The 13,395-nt window shown below is 64.0% G+C and carries 12 protein-coding genes; 4 read left to right on the top strand and 8 right to left on the bottom strand.

Annotated features, from left to right (window positions below):
* Positions 1–97: 97 nt before the first annotated feature.
* Complete coding sequence (locus tag J3454_RS10410; protein ID WP_349513689.1) at positions 98–871, bottom strand: cold-shock protein; 774 nt, start codon at positions 869–871, stop codon at positions 98–100.
* A 275-nt stretch (positions 872–1,146) separates the two neighbouring features.
* On the opposite strand from J3454_RS10410, the gene J3454_RS10405 reads away from it, so the two are divergent.
* From J3454_RS10405 to J3454_RS10390, 4 genes are read left to right on the top strand one after another with little or no spacing between them, the layout of a single operon-like run.
* Positions 1,147–1,578, top strand: a complete 432-nt coding sequence (locus tag J3454_RS10405) for a protein tyrosine phosphatase family protein (RefSeq protein ID WP_349513688.1) — start codon at positions 1,147–1,149, stop codon at positions 1,576–1,578.
* Positions 1,579–1,605: 27 nt separating this feature from the next.
* Entirely contained in the window at positions 1,606–2,025 is a 420-nt protein-coding gene (locus J3454_RS10400) for a hypothetical protein (RefSeq protein WP_349513687.1), read from the top strand.
* Complete coding sequence (locus J3454_RS10395; protein WP_349513686.1) at positions 2,018–2,980, top strand: sterol desaturase family protein; 963 nt, start codon at positions 2,018–2,020, stop codon at positions 2,978–2,980. Before J3454_RS10400 ends, J3454_RS10395 begins: the two co-directional genes overlap by 8 nt.
* A 23-nt stretch (positions 2,981–3,003) precedes the next feature.
* The gene (locus tag J3454_RS10390; RefSeq protein ID WP_349513685.1) at positions 3,004–4,593 is read left to right on the top strand and encodes a GMC family oxidoreductase; all 1,590 of its coding nucleotides are present in this window, start codon (positions 3,004–3,006) and stop codon (positions 4,591–4,593) included.
* A gap of 378 nt (positions 4,594–4,971) precedes the next feature.
* On the opposite strand, the gene J3454_RS10385 is transcribed toward J3454_RS10390, so the two are convergent.
* The 7 genes from J3454_RS10385 to pheS form a co-directional block, all read right to left on the bottom strand.
* Positions 4,972–6,246 carry an ammonium transporter gene (locus tag J3454_RS10385; protein WP_349513938.1) on the bottom strand — a complete coding sequence of 425 codons (1,275 nt, stop codon included), beginning with the start codon at positions 6,244–6,246 and terminating at the stop codon, positions 4,972–4,974.
* A gap of 59 nt (positions 6,247–6,305) precedes the next feature.
* On the bottom strand, positions 6,306–6,644 hold the full coding sequence (locus tag J3454_RS10380; protein ID WP_349513684.1) for a P-II family nitrogen regulator: 339 nt from the start codon (positions 6,642–6,644) through the stop codon (positions 6,306–6,308).
* Between the two features lie 198 nt (positions 6,645–6,842).
* Positions 6,843–7,400 (bottom strand): pyridoxamine 5'-phosphate oxidase family protein, encoded by a 558-nt coding sequence (locus J3454_RS10375; RefSeq protein WP_349513683.1) that lies wholly within the window; start codon positions 7,398–7,400, stop codon positions 6,843–6,845.
* Between the two features lie 11 nt (positions 7,401–7,411).
* A complete protein-coding gene (locus J3454_RS10370) occupies positions 7,412–8,281 on the bottom strand; it encodes an alpha/beta fold hydrolase (protein WP_349513937.1) in 870 nt (289 codons plus the stop codon).
* A gap of 38 nt (positions 8,282–8,319) precedes the next feature.
* The gene (locus J3454_RS10365; RefSeq protein ID WP_349513682.1) at positions 8,320–9,840 is read right to left on the bottom strand and encodes a peptide chain release factor 3; all 1,521 of its coding nucleotides are present in this window, start codon (positions 9,838–9,840) and stop codon (positions 8,320–8,322) included.
* A gap of 21 nt (positions 9,841–9,861) precedes the next feature.
* Positions 9,862–12,249, bottom strand: coding sequence for a phenylalanine--tRNA ligase subunit beta (gene pheT / locus J3454_RS10360; RefSeq protein ID WP_349513681.1), 2,388 nt, complete (start codon positions 12,247–12,249; stop codon positions 9,862–9,864).
* The gene (gene pheS / locus J3454_RS10355) at positions 12,246–13,346 is read right to left on the bottom strand and encodes a phenylalanine--tRNA ligase subunit alpha (RefSeq protein WP_349513680.1); all 1,101 of its coding nucleotides are present in this window, start codon (positions 13,344–13,346) and stop codon (positions 12,246–12,248) included. Before pheS ends, pheT begins: the two co-directional genes overlap by 4 nt.
* Between the last annotated feature and the right edge of the window lie 49 nt (positions 13,347–13,395).

Raw genomic sequence — 13,395 nt, 5'->3', positions numbered from 1 at the left:
AAAACGCAAATGGCGGCCCTAACCAGAGCCGCCACCTGCAATTCAATAATCCTCCGACCTGCGCGCGTCAAATGGCGTACGGGCCGGAAAGAAGCCGTCAGGCTTCAATCGGCACGAGGTTGACCGCCGAGTGCTTGCCGCGCCGGTCGACCTCGAGATCGAATTCGAACCGTTCGCCTTCGTTGATGGCGGAAAGGCCGGAACGCTCGACCGCGCTGATGTGCACGAAAGCATCGGGCTGTCCGTCGTCACGCACGAGAAAGCCGAAGCCCTTCATCGCGTTGAAGAACTTGACCGTCCCCGTAACGCGTTCTCCGGTGAGTTCGCGTTGCGGCGCCGCAGGCTTCTGCGGGGCTGCAATCACATCGCCGACGATCTGGAGATCCTGCGCCGACACCTTGCCGCCGCGATCGATCAGGTTGAACTGCAGCTCCTGCCCTTCGGCAAGGCTTTCCAGCCCGGCCCGCTCGACCGCACTGATATGGACGAAGACATCTTCGCCTCCACCTTCCTGCTGGATGAAGCCGAAGCCCTTCTGGCTGTTGAAGAACTTCACGATGCCCTTGCCGGTGCCGACGACCTGGGCCGGCATGCGGCTGAAGCCGCCTGCGCCTGCACCGCCGCCTGGGCCACCCGGACCGCGCGGACCGCCGCCTGGACCGCCACGTGGGCCGCCGCCGCCGAAGCGATCACCGCCACCGCCGCCGAAGCGATCGCCGCCGCCTCCGCCGCCGCCGAACCGGTCACCGCCGCCGCCAAATTCGCGCGGAGGCGAGAAGCCGTCATTCCCGCCGCCAAACGGATCGAAGCCTTCTTCGCCGAAACCGTCGCGCTTGTCGCGTCCGCGCCGGCGTCCCCTATCGTAACCCATATTTCGAAACGTACCTTGCCACGCTGCCCGTCCTCCAGTGTGCCGATGACGTGGACAGCGAGCCGTACCGGACACAGTGACCCCGAGCTCGATGGATCGGAGCACATTTACGGGCGGACCATAGCGCACAACGAGTTGCTTTGCGAACGATTTTACCGGAACCGGAGTCGGGCCGCGACGCAGCGCTGCACAACAGGTGGACACAGGTGCTTGTGCGAACCTTCATGGTTGGGCATGAGGCGGCGGATCAAGGCTCCCGACGGCAGGATTGAACCATGAGCGGATTTCGCAAACTTACCGAAAATGTGCTGGTCAGCCCGCAACTTGCCGTCGGCGATATCGCAGAGGCAGCGGCCTCGGGCATCACGATGATCGTCAATAATCGGCCCGACGGGGAAGACCCCGATGCGCCGCAAGGGGCCGAGATCGCTGCTGCCGCCGCGGCTGCGGGGCTCAATTACGTCGAGATTCCGATCGGCCATTCGGGCTTCAGCGAACCGCAGGTCGATGCGATGATCGCCGCGCTCGATCAGGCCGAGGGCCCGATTCTCGCCTATTGCCGTTCTGGCACCCGGTCGACCTTTCTGTGGGCGCTAGCCGAGGCCAAGGAAGGCAGCGATCCCGAAGAAATCACCCGCATCGCAGCCCGCGCGGGCTACGATATCAGCCCGATTCGCGCGCTGATCGACATGCTCGCCGCGCATTGAGGCGGCGGGGTGGAGGCATCCCCGCTCTTGCTGCAAACCGCCGGATCGCTGGTCGCGATTGTCGCGCTGGCGGGTCTTGCGTGGTGGATGCGACTCGGGCCGCGCGCGCCCCTCAACCATGCTGACGCAGTCCGGGCAATCGCAGGCGAGGTCGACGACGGCTTCACTCCCGTGGACATTGCCTGCGACGAGAAGGGCGCGGGCGCACTGGCACGCGACGGCGGGGGCCGGATCATGCTGATCAAGTCGCACGGCAATCGCTTCGCCGGACGCGTACTGACAGCGCACGCTCGCGCAACGCTCACGGGCGAATCGGGCGAATCGGGCGACCTCAACATCATCGTCGATTGCGGGGAAGCGCGGTTCGGCCGGGTGTTCCTGACCATCCCCGATCCTGCCGCTTGGGCCGACGCGATCAATCGGCTAGGATCGCCCGGCGATGCCTGATTTCAACCCCACCCAATATGCCGTGCCGCTGTTCGTGGTCGCGGTTCTGGCCGAGATGCTCTGGGCCAAATTGCGTGCGCCCGAAGCGTACGAGCCGAAGGATACCCTCGTCAGCCTCGCCTTCGGATTGGGTTCGACCGTCGCAGGCGCGTTGCTGGGCGGTTTCGCGGTCGCGGCGTTTTTGGCCGCCTACGAATACCGGGTCTTTGATTTCGGCCCCGAATGGTGGGCCGTGTGGTGGGCATGGCCGGTGTGCTTCGTGCTCGACGACCTCAAATATTACTGGGTCCACCGCGCCGGGCACCGCGTGCGGTGGATGTGGGCGAGCCATGTGAACCACCATTCCTCGCAGAACTACAATCTGTCGACCGCGCTGCGGCAAACGTGGACCGGCATGTTCACCTTCGGCTTCCTGTTTGCGGTGCCGCTGGTGCTGCTCGGCTTTCACCCGGCAATGATCGCGATCTGTGGCGGGTTCAACCTCATCTACCAGTTCTGGATCCATACCGAGGCGATCAGGCGCATGCCGCGCTGGTTCGAGGCGGTGATGAACACGCCGTCGCACCACCGCGTCCACCACGCCACCAACCCGCGCTATCTCGATCGAAATTACGCGGGCGTGTTCATCATCTGGGACCGGATGTTCGGCACCTTCGAGCCGGAGCGCGATGACGAAGCGATCCGGTACGGCATCGTGAAGCAGCTCGGCAGCTTCAACCTGCTGTGGGCGGTGTTCCACGAATGGATCGGGATGATCGCGGACATCTGGCGTGCTCCGTGGCGGCACAAGCTGAGCTATCTGCTGCGCGAACCCGGCTGGACCCATGACGGCAGCCGCGAGACATCCGACATGATCCGCGCACGCTGGCAGGCTCGGACCCGCGGGGATGATGCACCCTCCGCAACATCAGTTGCGTCTCGAAACGCGATTGCAGAGGCAACCGAAGCTGCCTAGTCTCCCCCCAAAAGGGAGAGAACATGGAAAGCTTCGACTACATCGTCATCGGCGGTGGCAGTGCGGGCAGCGCCGTTGCGGGCCGTCTGGCTGTCGACGGTACGCGCCGCGTCTGCCTGATCGAGGCCGGCGGTCATAATAATAATGTCTGGATCAAGACGCCGGGCTTCATGCCCTTCATCCCGGAAAAATCGAACTACCGATACGACACCGTGCCGCAGAAGGGGCTGAACGGACGCACCGGATACCAGCCGCGCGGACGCGGGCTTGGTGGCTCCTCGGCGATCAACGCTATGGTCTATATCCGCGGCAACCGCTGGGATTACGACAATTGGGCCGCGGAAGGCTGCACCGGCTGGAGCTACGACGACGTACTCCCCTACTTCAAGCGCGCCGAAGCGAACGAGCGCGGCGCGGATGAGTACCACGGCGCGAGCGGCCCGCTGTTCGTTTCGGATCAGACCGCCGTCAATCCCGCCAGCCATGCCTTCGTCGAAGCCGCCGCCGCGCTGCAACTGCGCACCACGCGCGATTTCAACGGCGATCGGCAGGACGGCTTCGGCATCTATCAGGTCACCCAGCGCAATGGCGAACGCTGGTCTGCGGCGCGCGCCTATGTCGAGCCGATCCGCGATCAGGGCAATGTCACGGTGCGAACCGACACTTTGGTCGAAAAGCTGGTGATCGAGGATGGCCGGGTCACAGGCGTGAAGGTGCGGCGCAAGGGTAAGGTGGAGACCTTGTTCGCCCGGCGCGGCGTCGTGCTGTCCGCCGGAACCTTCAACACCCCGCAGATCCTGATGCTGTCCGGGATCGGCCCGGCGGCGCACCTCAAGGAGCACGGGATCGACGTGGTGATCGACCGGCCTGCGGTCGGCAGCGACCTGCAGGACCATATCGACTATGTCTCCGGCTGGGAGACGTCCAGCGACGTTCCGATCGGCAGTTCGCTGAAGGGAAGCCTGCGGATGGTCGGGGCCATGATCGAACATCGCCGCAAGCGGAGCGGCGTGATGACCACCCCCTATGCCGAAGCGGGCGGGTTCTGGACGGTGCTGCCCGATTCGCCCGCACCCGACGTGCAGTGGCACTTCGTCCCTGCGGTGCTGGAAGATCACGGTCGCGAGAAGATCAAGGCGCACGGCTTTTCGCTTCACGCCTGCGTGCTGCGCCCCGAAAGCCGCGGGACGGTGCGACTGGGCTCGCCCAATGCTGCCGCTGCGCCGCTGATCAATCCCAACTTCCTCGATGACGAGCGCGACATGGCCTGCCTGCGCGCAGGCGTGCGCCTGTCGCACCGGATCGCCGAAGCGCCGCCGTTGCAGGCCTATGGCCCGACCGACCGTCACCCCGTCGATCTGAATGACGACGCAGCACTGGACGACATGATCCGCAACCGCGCCGACACGGTCTATCACCCGGTCGGCACCTGCCGCATGGGTTCGGACGCCGATGCAGTGGTCGATCCCACGCTGAAGCTCAACGGGATCGAAGGCCTGTGGGTGGCGGACGCGAGCGTGATGCCGAAGCTGGTCAGCGGCAACACCAACGCGCCGAGCATCATGATCGGAGAGCGGTGTGCGGACTTCGTGGTGGCGGCGGAAAGAGGTTAATTTGTTTCGCCCTCAAGCGCCGGGCGCAGCGCGTCCGCGCTGCTTGGCTTGCGCGCCATAAGGCGCGGCGGTCGGTCGGCCTTGCGGTCGCTATGCGCCCTAACCAGCTCTCCCCCGTGGAACCGCACTAACGGCCCAAGGGGCCGCAAGGGCGACCGCCCGACCGCAGGCGCTCTGGCGCGAAGCGACAGAAACAGCGCCGAGGAAGACCGTGCGGAGGCGCGGTCGCATTATAAACAATCCAAACAAAAAAAGGCCGGAGAGCTTGCGCTACTCCGGCCATATCAAGTGTGTTCGTTCGCAGGAGGAACAAGGTGAGGCGGGGGGAGAAGAGAGGGAGAGAGAGCCTCCCCCCGCCAAGCTTGGTGGAGAAGGTGCCTAGTTGTAGGCGCGCTCCCCGTGTTCAGAGATGTCGAGGCCATTGATCTCGGCTTCTTCATCGACCCTGAGGCCAATCGTCAGCTTGACGAGGAAGCCCGCAATCAAGGTGCCGATGGCAGCCCAGCCAATGGTCACCAGAACGCTGAAGGTCTGGATACCGAGCTGGTCGGCGAGCGGGGTCGAGCCGTCGCCGGGGCCGCCGAGGAAGGGCTGGTAAACCACCGCCGTGCCGATCGCGCCGACGATGCCGCCGATCCCGTGGATGCCGAAAGCATCGAGCGAGTCGTCGTAGCCGAACTTCGCCTTCACCTTGGCGACAAAGATGTAGCAGACCGCGGAAGACAGAATGCCGAGCAGGATCGCGCCGAACGGGCCGCTATTACCTGCCGCCGGTGTCACCGCGACGAGACCGGCAATCACACCCGAGCAGAAGCCCAGCGCCGAGCCCTTGTGGCCTGCAGCCCGCTCGATCACCATCCAGGTGAGCGCGCCTGCCGCTGTTGCGACGAAGGTGTTGATCATCGCAAGACCGGCCGAACCGTCGGCTTCGAGCGCCGAACCGGCGTTGAACCCGAACCAACCCACCCACAGCAAGCCCGTGCCGATCATCGTCATAACCATGCTGTGCGGGGGCATCGGTTCCGAAGGATAGCCACGACGCTTGCCGAGCAGATAGGCCAGCACCAGACCGGAAACCCCTGCGTTGATGTGGACCACGGTGCCGCCGGCAAAGTCGAGCGCGCCGTCCTCGAACAGCAGGCCGCCGCCCGCCCACACCATGTGCGCTATCGGGAAGTAAACGATGGTCAGCCAAATTGGCACGAAGGCCATCACCGCACTGAACTTCATGCGTTCGGCCGTCGCCCCGAGGATCAGCGCAGCGGTGATTGCAGCGAAGGTCATCTGGAAGCTGATGAAGACATATTTGCTTATGACTTCATCGGTGAAGGTCGCCGCCGTGCTGCTGGCATCGGTGCCGGACAGAAAGTAACTGCCCCCGCTTATGAACAGGCCGAGCGTGCCTTCGTAAGTGGTATCGCCAAACGCGAGGCTGTAGCCCCACATCACCCAGATCAGCATCGCGAGGCATGCAGTTGCCCCGATCTGCGTCATGGTCGAGAGCATGTTCTTTGACCGGGTGAGGCCGCCGTAGAACAGCGCGAGACCCGGCAGGATCATCAGCAACACGAGAATGGTCGATGTCATCATCCAGGCATTGTTGCCGGGATTGGGAACAGCGGGTGCGGCCAGCGCCGGTTCGGTAGCCAGCATGGTGCCGACAGCAAGGGCGGCAAGGCGAAGAAAAATACGGTCCAAGGTCCCTGTCCCCCTCAAAGTGCGGTTTCGCCGGCTTCGCCGGTGCGGATGCGGGTGGCCGATGCGAGATCGAGCACGAAAATCTTGCCATCACCGATTGAGCCGGTGTTGGCGGTTTGCTGGATGGTCTCCACCACCTGCCCGGCGATCTCGTCGTTTGCAGCGATTTCGAGCTTCACCTTGGGCAGCATGTTGGTGGAATATTCGGCACCCCGATAAATCTCGGTCTGCCCTTTCTGGCGACCGAAGCCCTTGACCTCGGTAACCGTCATCCCGGCTATGCCGATGGCGCTCAGCGCCTGACGCACTTCATCCAGCTTGAATGGCTTGATGATGGCGATGATGAACTTCATTCATGCCCCCTGTCGCGCCGGACCATTCCGGCACGGGAGGTTATGCAACTAGCGTGCCACATTTGTGTAACGCAGTTGCAGCAACGATTTTGGCGGGATTCTTCGCAGATGCGGAAGAAATCTTGCCTAGGCTTTAATCAAATGATTACAAATTAGGCAGGGATTGCGCTGCGACGGGCGCTCAGTCACCCCGCCCGCTCACTCGCCGGCGATGTAGCGGTCGCTCGGCCGGGTCGGCAGGCCGTCGATGCTGCGGACGCGTCCAGAGGTCTTGCTCTCCCACGTCGCGGGATCGGCCTGTCGGTGATATTTGACCAGGGTCGTCCGCTCGTCTTCAAGTGTCATCAGCGGCACGCCCCAGCCGCAGCTGGTCTGCACGCTTTCTACCGCAATGTCGAAGATCTGGCGGGTGCCGGGAAGCAGCGTGAAATGCGCTGCCAGATTCTCCCAATCAGCGTCCTGCGGCAGCACCGGAACGCCGCGGCCATAAACCCTGAGGATCAGCGCGGGCTGCTGAAAATTGCAGAACATCAGCGTGATCCGCCCATCTTCAACAAGATGCGCGTGGGTTTCGTTGCCCGATCCGCCCAGATCGAGCCATGCCATCCGGTCCGGCCCCAGCACCCGCACCGCGTCATAGCCCTTGGGGCTGAGATTGATGCGCCCCTCGGCGGCGGCGGTGGCAACGAAGAACACCGGCTGGGCAGCGATCATCGCCATGTGATCATCATTGAGGTGGTCGAAGAAGTCCGCCATCGCGCCTGCGCCTAAAGAAAATCGCGCAAGGTGGCGATGAAGCGGTCGAACTGGTCGTGGTGCAGCCAGTGACCGGCTTTTTCGAACTCGATCACGCTGGCGGTGTTGAAATGGACCATCCGCCCGTCCTTCTCCGGGTTCGAAGCCCAGCTGTCCGCGCCGTACAGCAGCAGCGTGGGGCAGGTGATCGCACTCCACAGCGCCGCGATGAATTCGTCCGCCACGTCCTCGACCTGCCAGACGTTGAGGTGTGGGTCGAACTTCCAGCTATAGGTGCCGTCCTCGTTGCGGTTGACCCCGTGGACGGTCAAATGCCGCGCCTGTTCCTCGGTGAGGTAGGCGTTTTCCTCGATCATCCGGGCGAAGGCGGCTTCGATGCTGTCATATTTGCGCGGCGTGCGCCCTGCTGCCTTGCGCTTCTTCTCGATCCATTCGGCGAGGCGCTCGGGGTACGGAACGGCGCGCTGCTTTTCGCGCAGTTCCGGCGACGGGCCGAGCCCTTCGATCGCCACCAGCTTGGTAACCATGTCGGGGAAGGTACCTGCGTATCGCAGCGCCACATTGCCGCCCATCGAATGCGCCACCATTCGTACCGGGCCGACGCCGAGCTGATGGATCAGCTGCGCCAGATCATAGACCATGTCAGCCGCCGAATAGACCCCGTCCGATACCCAGTCGCTATCGCCGTGGCCGCGGTGGTCCATCGCGATAACGTGGTATTCTTCGCGCAGTGCCTTGGCGGTCCAGTCCCAGCTACGCGCATGATCGCGCCCGCCGTGCACCAGCACCAGCGGGGGCTTTCCCCTGCCGCCCCAATCCTCGTAATTGAGGCGAAGTCGCTGCGAGATGAAGGTCTGCGAAGTAGGGCCGGTGTCGTGCATGGTACCTGCCATGCCGCGAACCTGCCGCTCCTGCAAGACTACCGCTCCTTGGTCGCCGAGAAGGTCAGCTGCGGGTTCTTTTCGACCTGATAGCTCACATCCCACGGACTCTTGGCCATGAACACCATGTCTCCATCGCGGTCGCGGGCGACATTGGCGCGGTTGAACCCGGCGAATTCGTCGAGCGCCTTGTCGTCGCCCTTGATCCAGCGAGCCGTGGCAAATGGCGATGGTTCGAGCACCGCTTCGACCTTGTACTCGGCCTCGAGCCGCGAAATCAGCACTTCCAGCTGCAACTGCCCGACCACGCCGACAATGTGCTGCGATCCGATTTCGGGATAGAACACCTGGATCACGCCCTCTTCGCTGAGGTCGTCCAATGCCTTGCGCAATTGCTTGGTCTTGGTCGGATCGCGCAACTGCACCCGGCGCAGGATTTCCGGCGCGAAGTTGGGTAAGCCGGTGAATCGCACCTGATTGCGCTCGCTCAGGGTATCGCCGACCCGCAGCGTGCCGTGGTTGGGAATGCCGATGATGTCACCCGCCTCGGCGGTATCGGCGATCTCGCGGTCCTGCGCGAAGAACAGGATCGGTGAATGCACCGCAATCGGCTTGCCCAGCCCTGACGGCGTCAGCTTCATGCCGCGTTTAAAGGTGCCCGACACCTGCCGCATGAACGCGATGCGGTCGCGGTGGTTGGGGTCCATATTGGCCTGCACCTTGAAGATGAAGCCGGTCACTTCGTCACGCTCGGGGCTGATCTGCTCCTCGCCTGCAGGCTGCGGGCGCGGCGGCGGGGCATGGCGGGCGATGGCGTCGATCAGTTCGGTCACACCGAAATTCTTGAGCGCCGATCCGAAATAGACCGGGGTGAGGTCGCCGTTGCGAAATGCCTCGAGGTCGAATTCGGGATAGCCGCCGCGCGCCAGTTCGATCTCGTCGGCGAAGCGCTCGGGTATCGCCGCATCCGCATCACGCTTCCCGAGAAATTCGCGTGAATTGCCTTCGGGGCGGCTGACCGTATCGGTGGCGAAATCGAGGATGCCCTCGAACTCGCCGCCCATCCCGATCGGCCACATCTGCGGGCTGACGTCGAGCGCCAGCATGTCCGCCACCTCGTCCATCGTCTCGAACGGATCGCGGCCTTCGCGGTCCACCTTGTTGACGAAGGTGATGATCGGCACGCTGCGCAACCGGCAGACCTCGAACAGCTTGCGCGTCTGCGGCTCGATGCCCTTGGCCGCGTCGATCACCATCACCGCCGAATCCACGGCGGTCAGGGTGCGGTAGGTATCTTCGGAGAAATCCTCGTGCCCCGGCGTGTCGAGCAGATTGAAGGTGATCCCGTCTTTCTGAAACGTCATCACGCTCGATGTGACCGAAATCCCGCGCTGCTGTTCGATCTTCATCCAGTCCGAACGCGCGCGCCTTGCTTGTCCCCGCGCCTTGACCTCGCCCGCCAAGTGAATCGCGCCGCCCTGCAGCAGCAGCTTTTCGGTGAGCGTCGTCTTACCCGCGTCAGGGTGCGAGATGATCGCGAAGGTGCGGCGATTGGACATGATGTTTCCCGAGCGCTGGCATCAGCCGCGCAATTCGGCCCCCAGCTTGGCAGCGGCAGCGATAATCTTTTCGGCCAGTGCCTTCAGGTCGGCATCCTTGAAGCTGGACTCGCACGGCTGCATCGTGACTTCGACGGCAAGCGACTTGTGGCCTTCCGGCACGCCCTGCCCGGCGAACACGTCGAACAGGCGAACCCCGGTGATGACCGCCTTGTCGGCGCCTTGCACGGCGCGTACAAGATCACCTGCTGCAAGCGCTTCAGGCACAAGGAACGCAAAATCGCGGGTCACCGCCTGCAGCGCGGGCGGGGCAAAGCTGGGGCGAGCGAAGGCGGCGTTCTTCTTGGCCGGGATAGCGTCGAGGAACAACTCGACCGCCGCGATCGGGCCATCCACATCGAACGCCTTGAGCGTTGCCGGGTGCACCATGCCGAAACGCGCCAGCACCACCTTCGGGCCGAGCCTGAGGGTAGCCGACTGGCCGGGGTGGAACTGCGCGCCCGCCTCTCCCATCACCATCAGGTTCGCGACCGGAGCCCCAGCCGCTTCGAGCAGCTGAAGCGCCAGCGCCTTGGCATCATAGGCGTCGAACACCTTGGCCTTGCCCGCCTGCCAGCCGCGCTCCGCCTTTTCCCCCGCCAGCACGGTGCCGAGCGTCTGCTTTTCATCGCTCAGACCATTGCCGGAGCGGAAATAGCGCCGCCCGATTTCGAACAATCGCGAAGATGCCGCACCGCGATCGGCGTTGCGCTTGGCTGCCATCAGCAGGCCAGGCAGCAGCGAGGGGCGCATCGCCTTCATGTCCTCGCTGATCGGGTTGGCGAGCACCCACAGCGGCTGGTCGAAAGCGAAATGCTCCGCCGCCCATTCGGGCAGGAATGACCATGTTATCGCCTCGTTCAGACCGCTCGCGGCGGCGGCACGGCGCAAGCCGCGTTCGAGCTTCTGTTGCGGCGTGGCAGTGGGGCGGGCGACGCCTCCAGCGCGCGGCAAAGCGACGCTCGCCACTGCGTCGAGACCGTGGATACGCACGACTTCCTCGACCAGATCGGCAGTGGCTTCGATATCGTGGCGGCGCAGCGGGCAGGTCACCTGCCAACCCTCACCCACAGCAAAGCCGAGGCTTTCGAGAATGCGCTTTTGCTCAGCCTCAGCCACCTCCACCCCGCCGAGGCGAAGTGTCAACGCCGGATCGAACGCGATCACCTTGGCGTCGCTCGGCGGCGAACCAGCGCGCACCACGTCGCTGGCGGCGCCGCCCGCCAGTTCGACAATCAGTCCGGTGAGCAGATCGAGGCCGTCGTCCAGAAATTCGGGATCGACCCCGCGTTCGAACCGCGTGCGTGCGTCAGACGACAGCCCAAGCTTGCGCCCGGTCGCGCCGATCCGTGCGGGATCGAAATAGGCGATTTCGAGCAGCACATCGATGGTCGCCTCCGACACTCCCGAATCCTCGCCGCCCATGATTCCGGCGATATCGTGCACCTGCACATCATCGGCGATCACGACCATCTCGGGATCGAGCGTGTAAGTCTTCTCGTTGAGCGCCAACACCTGCTCGCCATTCTTCGCGCGCCGCGCGACCACCGCGCCCGAAAGCTTGGCGAGGTCATAGACGTGCGCAGGGCGACCGAAGCCCAGCATCAGGTAATTGGTCAGATCGACCAGCAACGAGATCGGGCGTTGACCCGCGCTTCCCAGCCGCTGTTGTAGCCAATCGGGCGAAGCGCCATTGGCCACGCCCTTGATGACGCGCCCGTAAAACGCCGGGCAGCCTTCAGGATCGTCGGTGCAGATTTCGACCGGGCATGCCCCTGCCGCAGTGAAGGTGGGTGTCGCGATCGGCTTCAGCGTTCCCAGTCCCTTCGCCGCAAGATCGCGCGCGATGCCGTAGACGCCCATGCAATCGGGGCGGTTGGGGGTCACGGCCACCTCGATCACCGGCGATGCGCCGTGGTAATCGGCAAAGCTGGCCCCCACCGGCGCGTCATCGGGCAGTTCGATGATCCCGTCATGATCTTCGCCCAGTTCCAGCTCGCGCACCGAGCACATCATGCCGTTGGATTCGACGCCCCGGATCGCGCTTTTGCGCAGCACCATGCCGTTGGCGGGCACGGTCGCGCCGGGAAGCCCCAGCACGCCCTTCATCCCGGCCCGCGCATTGGGCGCGCCGCATACGACCTGCAGCGGATCGCCCTCTCCGGTATCAACGGTGAGCACCTGCAGCTTGTCGGCATCGGGATGGCGCGCGGCGGACAGCACGTGGGCGACGCGGAAACCCGCCAGCTTGTCCGCCGGGTCTTCGACGCCCTCAACCTCGAGCCCGATGGCATTCAGCGCATCGCAGATCTCGGCGACAGTGGCAGAGGTTTCAAGGTGATCCTTGAGCCAGGTTAGCGAAAACCTCATGCTTTCGCTCCCACCCCGGCAGACAATGTCGGCTGGTCGAACGGATTGAAGCCATAGTGGGCCAGCCACCGCGGATCGCCGTCGAAGAAGGCGCGCAAATCGTTCATCCCGTATTTGAGCATGGCGATGCGGTCGATGCCCAAGCCGAAGGCAAAGCCCTGATATTTGTCTGGATCGATCCCGGCGAATTCAAGCACGCGGCGGTTCACCATCCCGCTGCCGCCCAGTTCCATCCAAGCATGGCCCGGCGAATCGCCGTGCCCGCCAACGACCCTGCGGCCCCCTTCGTTGGAATAGCCGACATCGACCTCAACGCTGGGCTCGGTAAAGGGGAAGTAGGACGGGCGCAGCCGCAGCACGATATCCTCGCGCTCGAAGAAAGCCTTGAAGAAGGTCTCCAGCGTCCATTTCAGGTGGCCGAGATGAATGTCACGGTCGACCACCAGACCTTCGACCTGATGAAACATCGGCGTATGGGTGGCGTCGCTGTCGCTGCGATAGACCCGGCCCGGCGCAATGATCCGGATCGGTGCGCCCTGGTCCAGCATCGAACGAATCTGCACCGGGGAGGTGTGGGTCCGCAAAAGGATTTCCCGGCCTTCAGAAGTGCGGTCCGGGAAATAGAACGTGTCGTGCATCGCCCGCGCCGGGTGGGTTTCGTCCATGTTGAGCGCGGTGAAATTGTGCCAGTCGTCCTCGATCTCCGGCCCCGTGGCGACCGCGAAGCCCAAATCGGCGAAGATTTCGGCCAGTTCGTCCATCACCTGACTGACCGGATGCACCGAGCCTTTCGGCGCGGCCCCAGCCGGCAACGTCAGGTCGAGCGTTTCGCGCGCCAGTTGCGCTTCGAGCTCGGCGGCTTGGAGCGCGGCTTTCTTGGCCTCGATCGCATCGGCAATTGCGGCGCGCGCACTCTGGATCGCGGGTGCCGCTGCGGTGCGTTCGTCCGGGCTCATGCCCCCGAGCGTCTTCAGAGCAAGGCTGACCCAACCCTTCTTGCCGAGCGCGGCAAGCCGCTGCTCCTCAAGCGCATCAAGGTTAGCGGCTTCGGCGATCGCGGCGAGCGCGGCCTGTTTCTGGCGTTCAATATCAGTCATGACCTGTCGTATCGGCTGGCGCGGTGCACGCGCGCGTCCGCTAGCGGCA

The organism is Erythrobacter sp. NFXS35, assembly GCF_040148725.1.
In the GTDB taxonomy this organism is placed as follows: domain Bacteria; phylum Pseudomonadota; class Alphaproteobacteria; order Sphingomonadales; family Sphingomonadaceae; genus Erythrobacter.
Note: the sequence above shows the minus strand (reverse complement) of the source record. Positions and strands in the feature narration are given on the sequence as shown.